Origin of the sequence: Providencia sp. PROV073 (genome assembly GCF_033688125.1) — a bacterium.
In the GTDB taxonomy this organism is placed as follows: domain Bacteria; phylum Pseudomonadota; class Gammaproteobacteria; order Enterobacterales; family Enterobacteriaceae; genus Providencia; species Providencia hangzhouensis.
This window is the reverse complement of sequence record NZ_CP096353.1, coordinates 1,652,041-1,673,016: the sequence shown is the minus strand read 5'-3', so window position 1 is coordinate 1,673,016 and position 20,976 is coordinate 1,652,041. Positions and strand designations below refer to the sequence as shown.

General features: G+C 40.2%; 16 protein-coding genes, 1 other RNA gene and 3 pseudogenes. 13 read left to right on the top strand and 7 right to left on the bottom strand.

Going from position 1 to position 20,976, the window contains the following annotated elements:
• Positions 1–20 precede the first annotated feature (20 nt).
• Both recN and bamE read left to right on the top strand, forming a co-directional pair.
• Positions 21–1,682: a DNA repair protein RecN gene (recN, locus tag M1F17_RS07405; protein ID WP_144140241.1), complete on the top strand. Its 1,662-nt coding sequence runs from the start codon at positions 21–23 to the stop codon at positions 1,680–1,682.
• 112 nt (positions 1,683–1,794) lie between these two features.
• A complete protein-coding gene (gene bamE, locus M1F17_RS07400; protein ID WP_004265001.1) occupies positions 1,795–2,187 on the top strand; it encodes an outer membrane protein assembly factor BamE in 393 nt (130 codons plus the stop codon).
• Positions 2,188–2,360: 173 nt separating this feature from the next.
• Here bamE and M1F17_RS07395 read toward each other — a convergent pair whose 3' ends face one another.
• Together M1F17_RS07395 and M1F17_RS07390 are read right to left on the bottom strand one after the other, a co-directional pair.
• The gene (locus M1F17_RS07395) at positions 2,361–2,666 is read right to left on the bottom strand and encodes an RnfH family protein (protein WP_004265002.1); all 306 of its coding nucleotides are present in this window, start codon (positions 2,664–2,666) and stop codon (positions 2,361–2,363) included.
• Positions 2,650–3,084 carry a type II toxin-antitoxin system RatA family toxin gene (locus tag M1F17_RS07390; RefSeq protein ID WP_036959027.1) on the bottom strand — a complete coding sequence of 145 codons (435 nt, stop codon included), beginning with the start codon at positions 3,082–3,084 and terminating at the stop codon, positions 2,650–2,652. Before M1F17_RS07390 ends, M1F17_RS07395 begins: the two co-directional genes overlap by 17 nt.
• Positions 3,085–3,237: 153 nt before the next feature.
• Between M1F17_RS07390 and smpB the strand changes: the two genes are divergently transcribed.
• The 11 genes and pseudogenes from smpB to M1F17_RS07335 all read left to right on the top strand — a co-directional run bounded on the left by smpB (position 3,238) and on the right by M1F17_RS07335 (position 12,861).
• Complete coding sequence (smpB, locus tag M1F17_RS07385) at positions 3,238–3,720, top strand: SsrA-binding protein SmpB (RefSeq protein ID WP_004265004.1); 483 nt, start codon at positions 3,238–3,240, stop codon at positions 3,718–3,720.
• A 48-nt stretch (positions 3,721–3,768) separates the two neighbouring features.
• Positions 3,769–4,132: a transfer-messenger RNA gene (gene ssrA / locus M1F17_RS07380) on the top strand.
• Between the two features lie 183 nt (positions 4,133–4,315).
• On the top strand, positions 4,316–5,557 hold the full coding sequence (locus M1F17_RS07375; protein ID WP_131680557.1) for an integrase: 1,242 nt from the start codon (positions 4,316–4,318) through the stop codon (positions 5,555–5,557).
• Positions 5,558–5,931: 374 nt separating this feature from the next.
• Positions 5,932–6,156, top strand: coding sequence for a hypothetical protein (locus M1F17_RS07370; protein WP_239407490.1), 225 nt, complete (start codon positions 5,932–5,934; stop codon positions 6,154–6,156).
• On the top strand, positions 6,153–7,133 hold the full coding sequence (locus tag M1F17_RS07365; protein ID WP_239407491.1) for a hypothetical protein: 981 nt from the start codon (positions 6,153–6,155) through the stop codon (positions 7,131–7,133). Before M1F17_RS07370 ends, M1F17_RS07365 begins: the two co-directional genes overlap by 4 nt.
• 198 nt (positions 7,134–7,331) lie before the next feature.
• Positions 7,332–7,934 carry a tyrosine-type recombinase/integrase gene (locus M1F17_RS07360; RefSeq protein WP_131680558.1) on the top strand — a complete coding sequence of 201 codons (603 nt, stop codon included), beginning with the start codon at positions 7,332–7,334 and terminating at the stop codon, positions 7,932–7,934.
• A 320-nt stretch (positions 7,935–8,254) separates the two neighbouring features.
• Positions 8,255–9,226, top strand: coding sequence for a reverse transcriptase domain-containing protein (locus M1F17_RS07355; RefSeq protein ID WP_131680559.1), 972 nt, complete (start codon positions 8,255–8,257; stop codon positions 9,224–9,226).
• Positions 9,223–10,551 (top strand): AAA family ATPase, encoded by a 1,329-nt coding sequence (locus tag M1F17_RS07350; protein ID WP_131680560.1) that lies wholly within the window; start codon positions 9,223–9,225, stop codon positions 10,549–10,551. Before M1F17_RS07355 ends, M1F17_RS07350 begins: the two co-directional genes overlap by 4 nt.
• A 231-nt stretch (positions 10,552–10,782) precedes the next feature.
• Positions 10,783–11,058 (top strand): annotated as a pseudogene (locus M1F17_RS07345) (glyoxalase); the annotation flags it as partial.
• 75 nt (positions 11,059–11,133) lie between these two features.
• Positions 11,134–11,259: pseudogene (locus tag M1F17_RS07340) on the top strand (IS30 family transposase); the annotation flags it as partial.
• A 526-nt stretch (positions 11,260–11,785) separates the two neighbouring features.
• Positions 11,786–12,861, top strand: a protein-coding gene (locus M1F17_RS07335) for an IS3 family transposase (RefSeq protein ID WP_413242978.1) whose coding sequence is annotated in 2 segments (ribosomal slippage) — positions 11,786–12,035 and positions 12,035–12,861 — 1,077 coding nt in all. Because the reading frame shifts where the segments join, the coding sequence is not laid out codon by codon here.
• A gap of 181 nt (positions 12,862–13,042) precedes the next feature.
• Here the strand turns inward: M1F17_RS07335 and M1F17_RS07330 are convergent.
• The 5 genes and pseudogenes from M1F17_RS07330 to M1F17_RS07310 all read right to left on the bottom strand — a co-directional run.
• The gene (locus M1F17_RS07330) at positions 13,043–16,246 is read right to left on the bottom strand and encodes a type I restriction endonuclease subunit R (protein ID WP_318837338.1); all 3,204 of its coding nucleotides are present in this window, start codon (positions 16,244–16,246) and stop codon (positions 13,043–13,045) included.
• A complete protein-coding gene (locus M1F17_RS07325; RefSeq protein WP_318837337.1) occupies positions 16,246–17,400 on the bottom strand; it encodes a DUF1524 domain-containing protein in 1,155 nt (384 codons plus the stop codon). Before M1F17_RS07325 ends, M1F17_RS07330 begins: the two co-directional genes overlap by 1 nt.
• Before the next feature lie 16 nt (positions 17,401–17,416).
• Entirely contained in the window at positions 17,417–18,094 is a 678-nt protein-coding gene (locus M1F17_RS07320) for a DUF262 domain-containing protein (protein ID WP_318837336.1), read from the bottom strand.
• Positions 18,094–19,446, bottom strand: coding sequence for a restriction endonuclease subunit S (locus M1F17_RS07315; RefSeq protein WP_131680563.1), 1,353 nt, complete (start codon positions 19,444–19,446; stop codon positions 18,094–18,096). Before M1F17_RS07315 ends, M1F17_RS07320 begins: the two co-directional genes overlap by 1 nt.
• A pseudogene (locus M1F17_RS07310) lies at positions 19,446–20,843 on the bottom strand (class I SAM-dependent DNA methyltransferase); the annotation flags it as partial. The gene M1F17_RS07315 and the pseudogene M1F17_RS07310, both read right to left, overlap by 1 nt.
• Positions 20,844–20,976: the final 133 nt, after the last annotated feature.

Sequence of the window (20,976 nt, the reverse complement as noted above, 5' to 3'; positions counted from 1 at the left end):
ATTTTTACAGGAGAGCGCAGATGCTTACCCAACTAACAATCAATAATTTTGCAATCGTACGTGAATTAGAAATTGATTTCCGTAATGGTATGACAGCCATAACCGGTGAAACAGGTGCGGGTAAGTCCATTGCTATTGATGCTCTTGGCCTATGTTTAGGTAATCGGGGGGAAGCCAATATGGTACGCCCTGGTGCACTGCGTGCTGATCTTTGTGCCCGTTTTTCCTTAGTTGATGCTGAGATGGCTGCTAATTGGCTTATTGAGCACCAACTTGATAACCAAAATGAGTGCTTATTACGTCGGACTATCTCTCCTGACGGCCGTTCCCGAGGTTTTATTAACGGCGTTTCTGTACCTTTATCACAACTTAGAGAACTCGGTACATTACTGATCCAAATTCATGGCCAGCACGCGCACCAACTCTTGCTAGATAACACTCATCAAAAGTCCCTGCTTGATGCCTATTCAAACCAGCAAGAACTACTTGCTCAAATGAAAAAAGCATGGAAAACATGGCACGACTCCTGCCAACAATTAGCCGTATTTCAAAAAGAGATACAAGAGCGTGAATCTCGACAACAGTTGCTGGAATATCATCTAAAAGAGCTAAACGAATTCCTTCCTGTTCAAGGGGAATTTGAAGAGATAGACCAAGAATATAAACAACTCGCTAATCATGGGCAATTTTTGTCTATTGGTCAAACAACCACGCACATACTATCTGAAAATGATGATGCGAACGTCATTAGTTTATTAAATATGGCAAAAAATGAATTGACTGATCTCGTTGCTCTCAATCCGAAATTTTCAGAACTTCTCGATATGCTTGAAGAAGCATCAATACAAGTCAGTGAAGTCAGTGATGAAATAAAACATTATTGCGATCAATACGAACTTGATCCCAACCGTTTATTTGAACTTGAGCAACGTATCTCTAAACAAATTAGCTTAGCTCGAAAACATCATGTTAGCCCCGAGGCACTACCTGAACTATTTCAACAGTTATTGACTGAGCAAGAACAAATTGCTAATCAAAATGAAGATTGTGAAACTTTAAACGAGCAAGTTACTATCGATCATCAAAAAGCATTAGCTTGTGCAGAGCGTTTACACCATGTGCGACTGCATTATGCCCAAGAGTTAAGCACACTAATTACCAACAGTATGCATCAACTTTCAATGCCTCATGGTCTGTTTACTATTGATGTGAAATTTATACCAGAACAATTGCAGGTTGATGGTGCATGTAAGATAGAATTCAATGTTACAACGAACCCAGGTCAGCCACATCAGGCGCTCGCTAAAGTTGCTTCAGGTGGTGAACTATCGCGTATCGCACTAGCTATTCAAGTTATTACCGCTAAGAAAATGGATACTCCAGCGTTAATTTTTGATGAGGTCGATGTGGGTATTAGCGGACCAACAGCTGCTATTGTTGGTAAGTTATTACGTGAGTTAGGTGAATCAACTCAAGTCATGTGTGTAACGCATTTACCTCAAGTTGCAGGTTGTGGACATCATCATTTTTATGTAAGCAAAGAAACTAATGGCGTTGAAACTGAAACTCATATGCAGCTATTAGATAAAAAATCTAGATTACAAGAGCTTGCGCGCCTTTTAGCAGGTTCAGAAGTCACCAAAAATACACTAGCCAACGCAAAAGAGTTACTTGCAGCATAATTTTTGACAACTTTTTTACGCTCATGTGGTCTTAGAGTCGATAAGGAAGGTTTTAAATTGTATCAATGTCGATTATCATTGATGTTCTGACTCCAAAAGGAATGAGATATCCATGCGTTATAAATTGTTAACTGCTGCCGCACTATCACTCGCATTAATGTCTACGGGCTGTTCAATGATGGAACGTCTTGTCTATCACCCAGACATTAACCAAGGTAATTACCTCACAGCGAAAGATGTTGCTAAGATCCAAAAAGGAATGACACAGCAACAGGTCGCTTATACTTTGGGCACGCCAATGTTATCTGACCCGTTTGGTACTCAGACTTGGTATTATGTTTTCCGTCAAGAACTTGGGCATGACCCAGTTCAGCAAGAAACTTTGACTCTGATTTTTGATCGCAATGGTATTCTTACTGACATCAAAAACGAGAAAAATCTTGCCGCGCAGGAATCAATGGAAGCTGCTGAAACAAAAGCATCAGAAACTAAAACAGCTGACTAACCACAAACACTAAGAACCACCTAGTGTGATAGTAACAACCTGTTTTATGAAGGACTTATTCAGGCGGGTTGTTATTATGAGTATCTTTATTAAAAATTTATTTAGACTCAACTTGTATAAATAAATTTAAAGACAAAAACCGAGCTTTGCTCGGTTCGCTACGTATAATCGGTTTACTTATTTTTAACTTCTTTAGACTTTTCCGCTCGTTTGCGACGTAATTCTTTTGGGTCTGCAATCAAAGGTCGATAAATCTCAACACGATCCCCATCTTGCACTAAATCTGTCAATTTAGCAGGGCGACTATAAATACCAATCTTATTTTTTTTAAGATCAATATCATCTCTAAGAGCTAAAATACCAGAAGCTAGTATTGCTTCTTCTATTGTCGCCCCCTCTTTCACTTTTACTGATAGCAAAAATTGCTTTTCAGGAAGCGCATATGTCACTTCAATATTCAGCTCAGACACTGTATACATCCTTTGCTCTTAAAGTGAAGGCTTGAACCATATTATTAGCTAATTCCTTAAAAATTTTGCCAAATGCAAGTTCTATCAATTTATTTGTAAATTCAAAATCAAGGTGAAACTCGATTTTACAAGCATCAGGGCTTAAAGGAATAAATTTCCAACCACCAGCTAATTTACTAAATGGCCCTTCCACAAGTTGCATATGAATGCACTTGTTATCCTCTAGCACATTTTTTGTGACAAAAGTTTTGCTAATGCCTGCTTTTGACACTTCAACAGAAGCGGTCATTTCTTCAGAACTATGACTAATAATTCGGCTACCCACACACCCCGGCAAAAAGCTCGGATATGAAATAACGTCATTAACGAGTTTATACATTTGTTCTGCGCTAAAAGGGACCAACGCAGAGCGACTAATCTGTGGCATATCAATTCCTATCCCCAAAAACTGAGCGTATAATACCATCTTTGATTGGTTAAACAAAAAACAAAACCCACATAGGGCAAGATTTGCACAATCAAAAAAATATCAGCTTAGAAAGATTTCTTTCAACTCAGCTTACAGTATAATGATTGCACTATGACAAAGAAAAAACCATATAAACCCGGTTCAGCAACAATTGCTATGAACAAGCGTGCTCGCCACGAATATTCTATCGAAGAGGAGTTCGAGGCGGGTCTATCCCTACAAGGCTGGGAAGTCAAATCACTCCGTGCGGGCAAAGCCAACATTGGAGATAGCTACGTTCTTTTAAGGGACGGCGAAGCTTATTTATTCGGTGCAAACTTCACACCGCTGACTGTTGCATCATCGCATGTTGTGTGCGACCCAACTCGTAGCCGTAAATTACTTTTAAATCAACGTGAATTAGATACACTTTACGGTAAAGTTAACCGTGAAGGTTATACCGTTATTGCACTTTCTCTCTACTGGAAAAATGCATGGTGTAAAGTTAAAATCGGCGTTGCCAGAGGTAAAAAATCTCACGATAAGCGTTCTGATATTAAAGAACGTGAATGGCAACTCGATAAAGCACGTATAATGAAACATTCTAACCGCTAACCTCTAGCTTTATAGAGTATTTTTCTGTTATACTGCGCTCAACAACTTGGGGCTGATTCTGGATTCGACGGGATTTGCGAAACCCAAGGTGCATGCCGAGGGGCGGTTGGCCTCGTAAAAAGCCGCAAAAAAATAGTCGCAAACGACGAAAACTACGCTTTAGCAGCTTAATAACCTGCTTAGAGCCCTCTCTCCCTAGCCTCCGCTCTTAGGACGGGGATCAAGAGAGGTCAAACCCAAAAGAGATCGCGTGGATGCCTTGCCTGGGGTTGAAGCGTTAAACTTAATCAGGATAGTTTGTTGGTGGCGTGTCTGTCCGCAGCTGGCAAATGAATTCAAAGACTAGACTAAGCATGTAGTACCGAGGATGTAGAAATTTCGGACGCGGGTTCAACTCCCGCCAGCTCCACCAAATTATCTTCTAAGGACGTCCAAAGAAGACTGAAAAGCCCGCTAACTCAATGAGTTGCGGGCTTTTTTATGTCCTGCGCAGTCTGATGTCACCTAATTAAATCCAATCATCTTAGGCACCTTGATAGGCACCTCGTTAACCTTTATAGTTTTTGAGGTGCCTAAAAACAACGGAACATCAAAAATGGCAAGACAAACCAAACCCTTATCAGCAAAAGAGATCGATGCAGCAAAACCAAAACAGAGTGATTATGTCCTCTATGATGGCGACGGATTAGAGCTATTGGTTAAATCCAATGGCAGCAAGCTGTGGTCATTTCGCTACATTCGCCCTCTCACTAAAAAACGAGCTAAAAAGAGCCTAGGCGCTTACCCTGCCGTCAGCCTTGCTGATGCACGTAGTTATCGCCTTGAAGCAAGAACACTGCTCGCTAAACAGATAGACCCGCAAGATCACCATAAAGAGCAAGTCCGTAACACCTTAGAAGCTAAGGCAAATACCTTTCAACTTGTTGCTGAGCGTTGGTGGGAAGTGAAGAAGTCCACCGTAACCGAAGATTACGGTAACGATATTTGGCGTTCACTTGAACGAGATGTATTTCCCGCTATAGGTGATATCAGCGTTACCGATATCAAAGCCCATATATTGGTTCAAGCAATACAGCCCGTCCAAGTCAGAGGTGCATTAGAAACTGTTCGTCGCCTTTGTCAACGTATCAACGAAGTGATGATCTATGCTCAAAATACTGGCTTAATTGATGCTGTTCCAAGTATCAACATTGGTAAGGCTTTTGAAAAACCAAAGAAAAAAAATATGCCAAGTATTCACCCTGAGCAATTACCGCAACTCATGCAAACAATGCGTACAGCTAATATTATCTTACCTACCAGATGTTTGTTTATGTGGCAGCTACTTACCATATCCCGCCCTGCTGAAGCAGCTGAAGCCCGTTGGGATGAAATCAACTTTGAGACCAAGGAATGGAAGATACCGGCTGCTAGAATGAAAATGAACCGTGAGCACACCGTTCCATTGTCTGACGCTGCTTTAGCTATTCTAGAGCTAATGAAACCACTCAGTGGTCATCGTGAGTTTATCTTTCCAAGCCGTATTAAGCCGACTCAGCCTATGAACAGCCAAACTGTCAATGCCGCGTTAAAACGCGCCGGATTCGGCGGTGTACTGGTCTCACACGGTTTACGCTCAATTGCTAGTACCGCTCTCAATGAGCAAGGCTTCCCACCCGATGTTATCGAAGCCGCCCTCGCCCACGTTGATAAAAACGAAGTGAGACGCGCCTATAACCGTAGTGATTACCTAGAGCAAAGACGCCCTATGATGCAATGGTGGGCTGATTTTATTGAATCGGCTGATAGGGGAAGCATTATTGAAGGCGGAATTAGAGGAATATCGCTAGTTGGGTAGTTTATTTGTACCAGCTCAAATTTGAGCTGGTACAATAACAACACAGAGCTAGATGTCTGCTCTGTGCCAGAAGCGGAAGTTGCGATTGTACTTTGATCCAACAGTGAGCACTCGATAGAAGTCTATTCCACCTAGTTTCCCCAGGAGCCTGCATATATCGCGTTTTGCATGATTATCGGTTAACCTAATGTCATCTACCTGTTCGAGAGAAGTTGGGCCATGCAGGGGCTATAGCTGTAATTTTTGTATCTGAAGAATATGAACCAAAATATATACTTATTAAGATGAAAATTTAACTTCAACGGAAAAACATGAATATATGCAAATGTTTTAAATGTGATACCTGTGAAACGTTAATTGATTGCAGAATTGGGATGTCTAACAGGGACATTCAGCCTTTTCAGTTTGCCTGCCCAGAGTGTGAAGAACGCATCACTTTTACAATCGGCTCTGAGAAAGACGATCTCACGGGCGCATCAGATATAATTGATTTTGAAGCACCATTCACAGGTGAGAATCATTTCGTTGAGTTACACCTTGATTTCCCTGTTTATTTTTGTAAGTACACGCAGGGAATGACGACTTTTTTCGTGCAATGAGTGAAATTGGTAGAAATGAATTTGGTCATTTAGCTCAACGCCTTGATATGTTGAATCGCCTCTATCCATTGCAAAGGGAGTTAGAGAGAGTTATTACTCAATACAAAAAAGGTAATATAAATAACTTTGAAAAAGTGTGTGCGAAGTTACCTATGGAAAAGCTGAGAAGTCATAAAAAAGAAGACGTTTTAGCATCCTTGTACACAGCAACATCGATTATGTCATCGCCTTTTACAATCCATGAGCAAAACGAAGAATTGTCCAAAGGTTTTACCCTTTTATATCAACATCTTCACGGGAAGCATAAAAAGAACGTCATCAGCTTTGTTGAGGAAATTATTAATAATAAATTTCTAAAAAACCTACATTTTGATTGTCTTGGCTTATACCCACGCCTTATTGAACTTGAATTACCATTACGACCAGCCCTCTTTTATGATTACATTGAGGTAGAGAAATACCGACCAGTTCCCGCTCGCGTATCAACGGCTTACTTTGACACATGCAATAATTACTACAAAGACTTGGCAGAGGTTTTCGCCCGTCAGTTAACGCTTCTTGCAGGCCTGAATAATTTACTAAAACGAGGTGATCACAATGAATTTGAAGCGACATTAAAGTTGAACAAGAAGAACGAATTTCGTAAAGAATTATCCTCTCTGAATAAATTTGCTGATGTGGATTTAGGCCAGAAAATTCAGTATATCGACGATTGCTTTTATACAATTAATATAACAGCCATCGATAATAGGCTCAGGAACGGTATTGCACACTATAAATACGAATATAAAGAATCAACGCAAGTCATTACCTATTACCCTGCTAAAGAAGGTATGGAACGTACTAAGTCGGAAGATATTACTTTTATGGAGTTTCTGCGCAAAACTCTGCTGCTATTCCGTGAAGTTCACAGCCTGAATCATCTCATCAAGGCTACACTCTACTACATTGTCCTGATCCTGAAAAAAGACGTGTAGCAATTTGGTATAACTCCGGTAGCGGATAATTTCCCTAATCAGGTTTTGCGCCTGCGGAGTTTTCTTGTTGCTTCTGACAGAGTTCTATTCTGCAGGTTTATAAAACAATTGCCATTCCGGATAACAAGCCGATGTCCGATGTTCTCTCTTTCGGGATAACAGACATAATTAAATCTCTACATCATAGGAGATTTAATTATGTCTAAGTCACCGTGGAATAAAAATCGTATCATTGGGCAAAAACGACCGCTTAAAATATCTCATATCTGGGGAATCCGTATTAGACTGGAATTAGAAGGGAAAATTCGCGACTTAGCTTTGTTTAATTTAGCCGTGGATAGTAAACTTCGAGGCTGTGATCTCGTTAAATTGAAGGTATCAGATGTTGCATATGGCAGTTCAGTCTCCAGCAGAGCAACAGTGTTACAACAAAAGACTGGTAGTCCTGTCCAATTTGAGCTGACTAAAGGAACTAGAGATTCAGTTGCTGCATGGATAAGAATAGCTCACTTGCATAGTGCAGACTATATTTTCCAATCCCGAGTAGGTTCTGCTCAACATATCTCTACCAGACAATACAACCGTATTTTTCATGGTTGGATTGAAAAGCTAGGCCTTGATAATTCGTTGTACAGCACGCATTCTATGCGCAGAACTAAGCCATACCTGATCTACCAGAAAACAAAGAATCTTCGTGTAATTCAGTTATTACTAGGACATAAAAAACTGGAAAGCACGGTTCGTTACCTTGGCATTGAAGTCGATGATGCATTGGAGATTTCTGAGTCAATTGAAGTATAAATCTATCAGGGCTGTTTATCAGCCCTGTGCCAAAAGCGGATGTTGCATCTATCGAGGCTTGTTTATCAACGGAGAAATCAGTTCTGGGAATGGAATACTTGACAAAGAGGGTTGAAGTGACCATAGTTACTATATGCTTCTGACTTTGGAGTATCTCCGGTCAACTAGGAAGCCTCTATAGGCAGTTTAGTCTCATAAATTATTAAGGCTTCCGTTAAGCAATTAGCGGGGGCCTTAATAATTTACAGGCCATGTGAAGGTGCTTCAGTCAGTTAACTATTTCTGATGACAACATCAGATCATACATAGGTAAAGGATGAATGAAGAATAACAGTTTGGAGAGTGTTTTTAATTCCTACTTCAATAACAAAAAAGACTTCGCTGATTTTCATACTCTAAGAATGGAAGATGAAACCTCCCGTATTCCCTTAAGTAAAAGTAAGGTTGAGCTTTACCAGTGTTCCGCCAGACTTAAGAGTATTCATACTTTTCTTTCCCTGTTTGTGTTCAGTGAAATGCCTATGAGAAAAGATATTGTTTTTTCTTACCAGAAAGATGTGAATATCGGTAACGCTGTTCGACCTCATTGCAATAGTGAGTATATATTTAAAACGGATATATCGAATTTTTTTCCTTCTATCAGTGCTAAATCCATATTTCACACTCTATCAAAATACTGCGAACATATACGTTCGGTTGACTCTGAAGAAGTTAGAAAGAATATTGATCGGATTGTTTATCTGTGTACTATCAATAACCGTGTACCTGTCGGTTTTTCATGTTCCCCCTCAATTAGCAACTTCTGTTTTTATGATTATGACAATACTATTGAGTCCTATTGTAAGGAGAGAGGCTATATTTACAGTCGTTATTCAGATGACCTTATTATTTCATCACAGGATGAAATGGATAAAGATATAATTATTCGCGATCTCACGAGTATATTATCATCTGACGAATTCTTGAAACTATCCATCAATTATAAAAAAACAAAAATAATCACGAAAAAATATGAACGAAAGATTCTGGGAATAAGCATACTTAATGACGGAAAAATGACAGTCAGTAAAGCAACTAAGACGGATATTGAAGTGAAGCTGCACTTGCTCAAAAGTGACAGGAAAAAACTAATGGATTACACTAAGATGGATGAAACGGCATCGATTCTATCAATCGCAGGCGTTCTGAGTCAGATTAACAGCATTGACAAGGACTACCTGTTTCATCTGCGTAAAAAATATGGGAACTCCATCATTAGTAAGCTGCTCAGAGGCAAGGAATTGCTGAAATGATCGTTAGTGTAGATATCAAAGCGTTGCAGCACTTAGCCCAAATCAGCGTGTCATTTGATTTTTCACGCGATCCAATTATCTGTATGACAAGTAAGAATGGCGTGGGTAAAACGTCCATCATTAAAGCTCTCGCTTTACTTAAGGACACTGCGATCGTCAGTAAAACATCTTCCGTGTTTAGCATCAGTGAAAAGACACAGATTGATGTTAAAATTAATGAAGACGTATATGCTTTCAGGTTCAATGATGGAGACCTTGATACGAAGAATATTATCAGAGATGAAACGTTTCTGAACGTCGAGTTGCCTATTCCTTATGGTAAACGTTTTTCTGATTTTCCTTCATTGGGCAGCATCGATATGACGCTGAGGGAGAAGTACTTAAAAGGAGAGTATGAAAACGCAAATGAGCTCATAGTTTTTCTCAATTCTGTTTATAAGGATATAAACAAGTTTCAGAATTTGAAAGTCGTAAAAATAAAGGGCGTAAACTACTATTTTCTTCCGCTTGATAATAACAGATATATACGCGAGGACTATTTCAGTTCTGGAGAGTTCTTTGTTATCAGTATTTTTAAGATGATAACCTCTTCAAGTCGACTTATCATTATAGATGAAATAGACGTATCCCTTGATTCCTCAGCTCAGGTCTCACTTATGGGCGCGATAAGGGATATTTGCATAAAAAGGGAAATAAAAATACTCTTTACTACTCACTCTCTCCCTATCATGAAAACCATCTATGAATATGGCACTCCAATCATCTATCTGAAAAATGAAAACGGTACAGTCCACCATAACCAGGTTTCTTACAGCTTTATCCAACTTGAAATGTTTGGTTTCCTCGGGTTTGATAAATTCATCTTCACCGAAGATGTAACGCTTGAGTCTTATATCAACTTTAAGCTCTCCACTATGGAAACAAAAAATCGAGTTAAAGTTATTTATATCGGTGGGTGTAGTAATGTTGTTGATTTGATGAAACGTAATGCAGTAACCAATTTCATCTGCCCATCCAAGGACGCGATAGCCGTTCTGGACGGTGATGCAAAAACCGACTATGGTTACCGTTCAGACGTTATTATAAGCCCTTATAATGATATTGAAGATGAAATATTCAGGAAATATAAGGAAGAAAATGAAGTGTACAATCTCCCAACTGTCGCGCCAGAAAATGCGAAATCTAAAGCTTATTGGAAAAAATTGCAGGAAAAACGCAAAGAACATAATCTTACCCGTGAGGATATTTTTACAATTCTAGAACAAGGTTTTGAATCAGAATTGGCTGTTTTTCATGATGAATTATTCTCATTTATCAATAGGTAGGTGAGTGAAATGCTTTTTTTCATCGTGCTATTGTGCATAGCATACTGCATTATATGAATAGGAATAAGTAGATCTCATCAGAGTCAGCTCCTCGCTCAAAGCGAACACTCAAGATTTGCCAGGGTTGTTTATCAGCCCTGTGCCAGAAACGGATCGTGCAGTGCTCAGGTTCGCTTATGGGGTGAAGTGGGTATCCATCTTAATTGAGAGTTACCAAGTAGAGAGGTTGCAATGACAGTTCTGCGCATCGTGGCAAATATCAGCACATCATCAATCAATGAAGTGCGTAGCTTCTATGCGAAACTTTTCAGTATGACCGTTGGCATGGATCACGGCTGGATCGTGACGCTTATGTCAGGGCAGAGTGCAGAAACGCAGATTAGCATTGCTGAGGAGGGTGGTTCGGTAACCCCTGTTCCCGACTTTTCGATTGAAGTCAGCAATGTCGATGAAACCTTTGAAAGAGCTACAGCAAACAACTTTCCTATCGTTTACGGTTTAACCGATGAGCCTTGGGGTGTGCGCCGTTTCTACGTCAGAGATCCTGCTGGAAAGATAGTGAATATACTTAGTTATAAGGGGGTATCCGTTCATAGCCAGCAAAGATTAAATAGCATCGCTAGACAACTCAACGAGAGTCCAAGAAAAACGCTAGGTTATGAATCATCAGCAGAACGATTTAACCAGTGCGTTGCATCCACCGATTGAACTCACAGCTCATAGCGGACATCACACTCGTTAAATTGTTGAGCGAGGTACAGAACAAAATACCGAAGCTGATGACCTGTTGAAATTTAACTATAGTTTAGCTGTATTAGTGTGAATGCCTGCTAATTTCACTTTTAAATTAAAGCAATACGTAGGGTTCAGTATTGCACCTCACCTACTCCATCAGTAATCTTAATAAACTCAGTTCGGCAGATCTTTAAATGTTCTTATAAACATTTATTTTTCTTGTAAATTAACCAATCATTCCAGACATTACTCGCATTGAGATCCTGATAGCCACGGCTTTTGTCCATATCGTCGACAATGTCTGATGGCAACTCAAAAGTAGTAGCATTATCGCGGATCGACTCAACCTCACTCTGAGTTAATTCATATCCAGCCTCGTTCTCTTTAGATTCAAGCAGTGCTACAAGTGAAGGAATGAATACAATAGCTGTAACTATCCCGTAAAATAATACAGCTCACTCGTAGAATTTCTTGTAAACTAAAACAAAGGAGTTTTACGATGAGCAAACGCATGACTGAAAGCCAGATTGTGGCGATTTTAAAAGAAGCCGAAGCGGGTATGCCGGTGAAAGATATTTGTCGTAAGTACGGCATCAGTAATTCAACGTTTTATAAATGGCGCGAAAAATACGGCGGTATGGAAGCGTCTGATGTGCGCCGCTTGAAAGAGCTTGAAGAAGAGAACCGTCGACTTAAGCAGATGTATGCTGAGTTGAGTCTCAAGTCACAGATGCAAGAAGACATCATAAAAAAGCTCTAGCGCCTGTGGCAGAACGGAAAGTCTGGGCACACGAGTTACAGGTGCAGTATAACGCAAGCGTAGTGAAGTGCTGTCATGTGGTTGGTATCAGTCGTACCGCTTACTATTACGAGCCAAAGCTGACCGATGATGACGAAATCATTGATGCCTTGAATGCTTTAATCGACAAGCATTATCGGTGGGGGTTCCCGAAGTGCTTTAAACGCCTTCGAAAGCTAGGCCACAGTTGGAACCACAAACGTGTTTATCGCGTTTATAAGGAGCTAAAACTGAACCTGCGACGCAAAGGCAAAAAGCGACTGCCCAACCGTAACCCAGAGCCGTTAGCTGCACCGAATGCATTGGGAAAATCTTGGTCAATGGACTTTATGAGTGACAGCTTACACAACAAAGTCAGGTTCCGCACATTTAACGTTATTGATGACTTTAATCGCGAAGTTTTAGGTATTGATATTGCGACCAGCATGCCGTCATTGCGTGTCATACGCTATCTTGACCAACTTGCTGAGTGGCACGGTTACCCTGAGAAAATTCGGGTTGATAATGGCAGCGAATTCACCTCGGAAGTGTTTGTAAATTGGGCAAAAGCACATGACATTATGATTGATTACATTAAACCCGGTTGCCCATATCAAAACGCATACATTGAACGATTTAACCGAACTTATCGCGATGATGTACTCAATTGCTACATTTTCAACAACCTGAACGAAGTGAAGCAAATAACCGAAGACTGGATTGAGCTATACAACAACGAACGGCCGCACGATTCACTCAATGACATGACGCCATTTGAGTACCGAAGTGCGGCATAAATATTCTACGAGATGACTGTGTTATAAATGGGGTATTTACATAGCCATTTCAGCCAGACTCCATAGCCGTTCAATACTTAATCTTTTTGGCACATATCTTCTACTGCCACAGACCTTTATTCAAAGTATACAAATACATCACCACCCTGAACGTATTTCCAAGATGGTGAATTATCATATGTTAACGTTGAGCTTCACTTACCTTTCCTAATCCCTTCATTAACACATCAAACATCAATCCAGCAAAGCCTTTCGCTATTGCTTCGTTAGACAGGAGTTTCATTGCCATCTCATTATGAATATCCATACTCTCAATAATGGCATTGTTGATTGACTCAGGGAATTGACCGAGCATAGCTTGTTCTTTGGTATTACTGCGCAGCTGATCCATAACGACTTCATTTTCTGAGATTTTGCCTGCAATCGTATTCGCATAGTTGAGCATATCATTTTCAGATAAGCCATCTTCAATAAACAAGTCGTTCATTCTCTGAATGATCTCGTTGAGCAATTCAGTTTTGGGATCTTTTGGCACAGCACCAGAGCCTTCTTTTGCCGCAGGCAAATAGGGCTTTGGTTCTTCTCCAATCATAAGGCCAAGCTGTAAATCGGCTTCGCGTTGCTCGTGAAGACGATAGTGTGTCATCACCACATCTGATAAATCAATTTCGTCTTCCACAACATCGAGGCGCAGCAACGGATGAAGATATTTGGCGAAAATACTCAGTTTTTCTAATTCATAATCATCAAAATTGACAATCTGAGACGTAAATTCGTAGTAGCGATAAAACGAGATGAGGTCTTTCTTGAATACCTCAAGAATATCTCGGGCTTCTTTCGCGTGCTTTACGCTATTTTCAGCATATTTAATTTTTTTGTCGTTCTTCTCAATTTTTGCCTTCGACAGCTCCGATTGTGCAGCTCGAAGAACTTGCGACGCTTCTTTGTAACGGACAGAAAAGCGGTCAACAGCAGGCTTACACAAATTAGCGAGTTTGGCTTGATTTGCTTGCTTGTTGTTATACGTTTCAACAAACATCTCAACCTCTCGCCATTGATAAATACCAACCTTGTCGAGCTTTTTCATTAGTTCATAGACAATGTTTGGATCAGAGACATCAGCTAGTTCTGCCGTTTGGAAATACACTTTAAACTCTGCCAATATGTCTTCAGGATCATTAACGAAGTCGAGCACAAAGGTTTTTTCTTTGCCTTTATAAGTACGGTTTAACCTCGAAAGCGTCTGAATACACTCAACACCTTTTAATGGCTTATCGACATACATCGCCACTAATTTCGGCTGGTCAAAACCTGTCTGGAATTTATTCGCCACCAACATGACTTGATAATCTGAGGTATCGAATGCTTTACGCATATCGCGACCACGGAGATTAGGGTTCATATTATTTTCAGTAAAAGGATGATCAGGAAAATCAGGATCATTCACCTCCCCCGAAAATGCCACCATCGCATTAACGTTGGTGTAGCCCTTATCTTGCACATATTTTTCAAAAGCAAGTTTGTAGCGTACTGCTTCTAAGCGACTGCTGGTGACGACCATCGCTTTGGCTTCGCCGCCTAGCAAATGCTTAATTTTATCATTGAAATGTTCAATGATAGTTTCCACTTTTTGAGCAATGTTGTAAGGGTGAAAGCGAACCCATTTTGCCATCTTCGATGCTGCTTTCTTACTGTCTACCTCATGGTCTAAATCTGGGTTTTTATGCGCTAATTGGTAAGCCACTCGATAACTGGTGTAGTTTTGCAGAACATCGAGAATAAAACCTTCCTCAATCGCTTGGCGCATTGAATAGACGTGGAAAGGCTGAGGTTTATTGGTATCGCTTGCTGGTTCTTCAGGGTTGGGTCTACGACCAAACAACTCTAATGTTTTTGCCTTCGGTGTCGCCGTAAAAGCAAAGTAGCTGAGTTTATTCGAGCCTTTACGAGCTTCCAGTGATAAACGCAGCATATCTTCACTATCTAGCTCTTCATCACCATCTAATTGCTCTGCCATAAGGACTTCTCGCAGTTTACGAGCCGTTGTCCCTGTCTGGCTTGAATGCGTTTCATCAGCAATCACAGCGTAGCTTCGGCCTGCAAGGGTTGAGTCTTGGCGTATCGCTTCTAATACGTGAGGAAAAGTTTGAATGGTCACGATAATAATAGAGGTGCTAGCCTTTAACTCCCCAGCTAATTGGCTGGATTTAGAGCCTTGAGCCTCTTCGCGGTTAACACGAGCAATCATCCCTTCGCTGTGGTCAAACTGATAAATAGTATCCTGTAATTGGCTATCTAACACCGTTCTGTCGGTGATCACAATAACGGAATCAAATACCTTATCCCCTGCTTGCTTATCAAGCTCAGGGTGATCAATATCATAGTGTTTTGATGCTAATTGGTGAGATAACCATGCAATCGAGTTTGATTTACCTGAACCTGCGCTGTGCTGGATCAAGTATTTATGCCCTGTCCCTTCATTGTCTACGGTTCTGAGCAACGTAGAGACCACCGACCACTGATGATAACGAGGAAAGATCAGCGTTTCTTTTTGGCTAATTGAACCATCTAAATTTGCAACATCTTTGACTTCAAGGTGAATATATCGCCCAAGGATAAGCAGCAGATTATCTTTTTGGAAAATTTCATTCCAAAGATAGGATGTCGCATAGCTGCCATCTTCGGGGATATCGTTCCCCTTACCACCTTCACTTGTCCCTCGGTCAAACGGTAAGAAATAGGTATTTTTGCCATTTAAGTTTGTGGTCATTGCCACGTTGTACTGGCTAACCGCGAAGTGAACCAGTGCCCCTCGTTTAAAAGTCAATAACGGTTCGGACTTATGTGTCTTCTTATCTTTAGGTAGCCTGTCCTTCATATATTGGACTTTGGCATTATCAATTGATTGTTTAAACTCAGATTTAAGCTCACAAGTGGCAACAGGTATTCCATTCACGAATAGCGTTAAATCTAATCGACCGTCATAACCATTGGGTGAGTAAACCAGTTCTGGCACAACACGTAAAATATTTCGCTGATAACGAACCGTTGCCGTTGGGTTCAGCTCGTGATCCGGTTTAAAGCTACACAGATCAAACTTAGCACCTCGATTATTGACCTTATTTCGCAATACCCAGAGTGTACCTTCTTTTTTAAGTTCTTGTTCTAATGATTTGAGTAGCACTTCAGCTGTTGTATTTGGAAAGTGCTGCGCGAGTTTATCCCATTGCTCTGGCTGTGTGGCTTTCACAAACGCAATAACGTCGTCAGGATAAAGGGCAAGCTCTTTGTTGTATTTGCCCGATTCGCCTAATAACCAACCGTGGGACAGCATTTGGTCAAGGATATCGTTTTGGAATATTTTTTCTTGTGCCACATCAGACATTAGTTAGCTTCCTCCAAACACCATATTTGTTCTGCTATCTGGCGATATAACTCACAACGTTCCTTGATATCAGCCACTTTCATTTCTGAATGGGCTTTAAATGCTAACCCATTGTTGGTGAATAGTTTATTGAAGTTAGGATTATTCTCATATGCTAATGGGTGTAGTGACTTAACCAGTAAGTTTTCTTTAATGTAGTGAGGAAGCTTATCTACATATGGTTTATCACTGTATGACTGATTTGTGCCTCGTGGAAGTAGTACCAAAGCACCAATCTTATTTCGAACATCATAAAAATCGTTTTGTTGTTCAAATTCATCTTTATGATCGTCAAAGTTATTCGCCCATAGATGTTCTATTTCAAAAGGCTTACCATTTGTTGCATGATAGTAGGTCGAAAAGTCTGTATTTGCCCCAGCTAAACTATCGACATAACTCGATAAACGTGAAAGTAAGTACTTAACGAAACGACCGTTTTGCCCATGTAGACAAAACCTATCAAAACCATCCCATCTTTCATCCATATCACTCAGCATTTTATCGAAAATAACGAGTAGCTCGTTATAGTCTTTATTACGGATTTCTTTAACCAAATTGTACATCGTATAGCGAATCGAGCTGGCAGAGAAGTTACGAAAGTTAATCGCTCTACGAACACAGAAAATATCAATATACTTCGCCACAAGATTCATTTTTTTGTTGGCTAATTCAATGGAGTCTGTCGTTTTTAACGGTGCAAGCATCAAAGGATAACTTAATGAGGTTGCTATCCCCCATTGATAGATGTAATGAATTGAATCGAGTCCTGACGTTATCGTTTCTTCTGCTTGACGCAGACGCTTATACGCGTTCACGTAGTATTTAAACTCGGTATTAATAAACGCATCAAACTCATTTTCACCTGCCTTAGCAAGCTTCATCTTGGATAGGTTATCTCTAACCCAGTTATGGAAACGAGTACCAATTTTTTCAAAGTCTTCGTTAAGTGAGCCGGCTTTACTTTGGCGGATGGACTCAGCGTATTTTGCTCTTAGCCACGCCTGAATAAAACGTTGATCTTCTTCTTTATCAAAAGCTTTAAGGTCAATGACCGTTTGTTTCCAGAAATCGTTAGCCTTTTGCCGCTTTTTATCATCGCGATACTTCGATAGCAAAAAACCTTTTAACATTTCAGTTGGGGTTAAATTTAGCCCCCCTGTCGTTCATTGTCTCAAAAATAGTGTAGGCATTTTCATCGTTATATGCCACGATTTCGACAAGAACAACTAATTCTTTAAACCAGTCAATAAATAACGGAAATACTTTTTCATCAATGCGGTCTATTGGAAATGCATCACAGATATTTTGATAACGAGCCACCATGTTAACCGTTGAGGCATCTGCATCTTCTGGTGGTACGTACTCCCCTTGGTTAAATAAGGCATCAAGGCAGGCTGTACGCTCAGGTACATCTATATTGAATGATTTTACTCCAAATTTCTCAGAGAAAATCATACCTGAAATAGCTTCTTTTAAACCAAGTTCTCGTTGTTTATTATTCAGATAAATCAAAAATAATGTTAGTGACGTTAAACGTTGCTGACCATCGATAATACTGCGTTTACCCGACTTTTCACTAAGGACAAAGGGACCTAAATAGTAACTGTTGTAATCAGCCACATCTTGACGTTGGTGTTTTGGGTCGTAATTGTCCAAAAATGCATTACACAAGTCGGTAACAAGCTGCTCTATGTGGGTCTGCTCCCAGCTATATTCACGCTGATAGTAATCAACGGTGTATTTTTTATTATCGAGCACTTCTAAAATAGAACGATTATTTGCATCAATTTTATTTTCAAAACGACTCATTATTGAATTCCTTTTGGTCGCCAATCACGCACATCAATTTTGCCTGTTACTGCGGCTAATATAAGAGCGGTTTTGCGTTCTTTCATCAATTGAATCGCATTGGTCGCTTTTTTAATTATCAAATCACATTTAGCTGTTTGTATGTCGAGATACTTGGCTATAGATTTTTGTTCAATATTTGAAGGTAATAGAATGTGAAACCAACGAAGATCTGCTTGGAACAAATGGGGTACACCCATTCCACCTTGCATTCTTTTAATAACGTTTTGTGTATAAGTGCTTACAAAAAAGTAGTATAAATATTCTGGGTGGATATTACCTCTAGATCTTATTACAGCAATAGAGCTATTGACAGTTGCTGGCTCTGGCAAGCTTCTAACAAGGTTTGTTGTACCAGTTGTTGAACCGTCTTTTGTAACTAGCAAGTCGTTTTCTTGAAGCATTATCTCCGGTGATTCATCGTAGCGTTGCTTTGTAATGTAGTTAACATTTTCAAAGTCGATATCTGAACCTTTGATGTTTGGTGTAGCTAAAAATATATAACCCTCAGGTACATACTCATCAGCTTTGAGTCCCTTCCAACCGAGTCGGGCTTTCACTGAGCATTCAAAACCTAAGCGGGATCTATCCCAATGCTCAGGCACTTCACCCAACCATTCCACACCTGAATCTTTCATTGGAACATCTGGGTTAAGCCCTTTGGTAACAGCATTAGAAATCACCGCTTGGCGTTTCTCTTGTATCAGTTCAATCAATTTTTCTTGCTTAGCTATTAAAGTGTCGATCTTGGCTGTTTCATGATCGAGGAAATTAGCGATTTTTTGTTGTTCTTTACGGTCGAAAATAGGAGAACTGATACTTCCTAGTAGCTCTAAGTTGAGACCATCCCTCAGATCCCCTCCAGCCATGTTTCGAATTTTTTGATAATTGCTAGTTAGCCACCAAAATAAAAAACGAGAAGATATATCCTTACTTGGAACAATAGCTGCCATTGACTGATTACACGTAGAATCAATAGCTAGTTGAGCAACCATTCCTTTAGTCTTTCCTTGACCAGCTAAAGCCATTACCAACGATTGTTTTGGAATCCACTTGGCACTACTATTATTAAAAGCATCTCTAGTAATAAATGCTGATGGTTTTTCAATTAGGCTTTGGTTCACTGCGCCAGAGTTTAACCAAGGAATTGAACCATTTTCCCAGAACGATAAATTGTCTTTACTTGGTGTTCCACCTGAATAAAGGTGTGAAGTCCACTTCAAGCTAACTGACTGCCAATGACTTGGGAGAAAGTCGAACCATGCTGAGTTGTACTCCTTATACTCCGAATACGCCTTATAACGCCCCGTCATTATGAATGTACCCCTTTCAGCAACTGCATAATTTCAGCTGATATCACATCCAACTCCGCATCAATCTCTTCTAATGCTCTCGGTGGCTCATAAACATAGAAATGGCGGTTAAATGGGATTTCATATCCAACAATACCCACTTCACCATCTTTCGGGTCTAGTTTGGTTTCATCAATCCAAGCATCCGGTACGTGTGGAAGAACTTCTCGAGCAAAGTAATCAGCAATATTTTCAGTGAGTGGTACGTTTTCGTTATCACGCAAATCAGGATTAGATTCAATCTGGCCTTTGGCTTTGCACACTTCAGCTTCATCATCGTGCTCACCAAGGTGTTTCACGATCAGTTTCAACTGTACTGCACTTAATTTAATTTCTGCCAGCTTAGTTTTTAACTGTTTGAGGAATTTATCCCGAGACAAATATTTTTCGGCTTCAAATGACGTAAGCGCATCAAGAATAGCTTGTTGAATGGGTTCATCCATTTTCTGCCAAACACTATCTGCTTGCAGAGCTTCGAGGCGTATAGCATCTTTCGGGAAAATTGCTAATTTCAGTGGACGTTCAACCGTAATTCGTCGATAGCCAAACGCTCTGTAATCAAAAATTTTGCTAAAGTCATTTTCTACAAACTGACCGTATATTTGCACGATTGTCTCAATCGCTTCTTCTGTCAGTTCTTTACGCTTACTGCCCAGTGATTTACGCATAGCAGCATAAAACACGTTTTCATCATTGCCTTCAACTTCACCGCCACCACTACGCCCACCTGTTTTAGCACGTTCTTTTGACGCATTAATTAGCTGAACCTTACCTTTGCGAGTAGTTAGTTTATGGTTAGATAACACCCAAATATAAGTGGCAATACCCGTGTTGTAGAACATATCAGTAGGCAGTGCCACAATCGCTTCGAGTAAGTCATTTTCCAGAATATAGCGTCTAATTTCACTCTCACCGCTACCCGCTCCGCCAGTAAAAAGTGGGGAACCATTCAGGATAATACCGATACGTGAACCACCGTCGCTTTCAGGGCGCATTTTACTAATCAGGTGCATCAAAAACAGTAATGAACCATCAGACACACGAGGTAACCCTGCACCAAAGCGTCCTTCAAAACCTTTTTGGGTATGCTCATCAGTGATGTATTTTTGGATTTTCTTCCAATCCACACCAAAAGGCGGATTAGATAGCATATAGTCAAACTTATCATTGCGGAGCTGATCATTCGATAAGGTGTTACCCAGCTTGATATTATCGACCTTTTGCCCCTTAATCAGCATATCTGCTTTACAGATTGCGTATGACTCTGGGTTTAGCTCTTGACCAAATGCGGATAAAGAAGCTTTCTCGTTCAGTTTGTGGACATACTCCATACCAGACGATAAGAAGCCGCCTGTTCCCATTCACACGTAACATTCACTACTGGTGACAATGGCTTTAGGCCATTATTCCTCTGCATCGTACGCGATTCTTAAATTGTCCATAGGTTACCATTCTAAGTGGTGACATTTTGGTGATATTGTCACCACCTTG

Bases quoted from the DNA above. Each gene is read 5' to 3' on its own strand.
- recN (WP_144140241.1), top strand. From the start codon at position 21: ATGCTTACCCAACTAACAATCAATAATTTTGCAATCGTACGTGAATTA.
- bamE (WP_004265001.1), top strand. From the start codon at position 1,795: ATGCGTTATAAATTGTTAACTGCTGCCGCACTATCACTCGCATTAATG.
- M1F17_RS07395 (WP_004265002.1), bottom strand. From the start codon at position 2,666: ATGTATACAGTGTCTGAGCTGAATATTGAAGTGACATATGCGCTTCCT.
- M1F17_RS07390 (WP_036959027.1), bottom strand. From the start codon at position 3,084: ATGCCACAGATTAGTCGCTCTGCGTTGGTCCCTTTTAGCGCAGAACAA.
- smpB (WP_004265004.1), top strand. From the start codon at position 3,238: ATGACAAAGAAAAAACCATATAAACCCGGTTCAGCAACAATTGCTATG.
- M1F17_RS07375 (WP_131680557.1), top strand. From the start codon at position 4,316: ATGGCAAGACAAACCAAACCCTTATCAGCAAAAGAGATCGATGCAGCA.
- M1F17_RS07370 (WP_239407490.1), top strand. From the start codon at position 5,932: ATGTCTAACAGGGACATTCAGCCTTTTCAGTTTGCCTGCCCAGAGTGT.
- M1F17_RS07365 (WP_239407491.1), top strand. From the start codon at position 6,153: ATGAGTGAAATTGGTAGAAATGAATTTGGTCATTTAGCTCAACGCCTT.
- M1F17_RS07360 (WP_131680558.1), top strand. From the start codon at position 7,332: ATGTCTAAGTCACCGTGGAATAAAAATCGTATCATTGGGCAAAAACGA.
- M1F17_RS07355 (WP_131680559.1), top strand. From the start codon at position 8,255: ATGAAGAATAACAGTTTGGAGAGTGTTTTTAATTCCTACTTCAATAAC.
- M1F17_RS07350 (WP_131680560.1), top strand. From the start codon at position 9,223: ATGATCGTTAGTGTAGATATCAAAGCGTTGCAGCACTTAGCCCAAATC.
- M1F17_RS07330 (WP_318837338.1), bottom strand. From the start codon at position 16,246: ATGTCTGATGTGGCACAAGAAAAAATATTCCAAAACGATATCCTTGAC.
- M1F17_RS07320 (WP_318837336.1), bottom strand. From the start codon at position 18,094: ATGAGTCGTTTTGAAAATAAAATTGATGCAAATAATCGTTCTATTTTA.
- M1F17_RS07315 (WP_131680563.1), bottom strand. From the start codon at position 19,446: ATGACGGGGCGTTATAAGGCGTATTCGGAGTATAAGGAGTACAACTCA.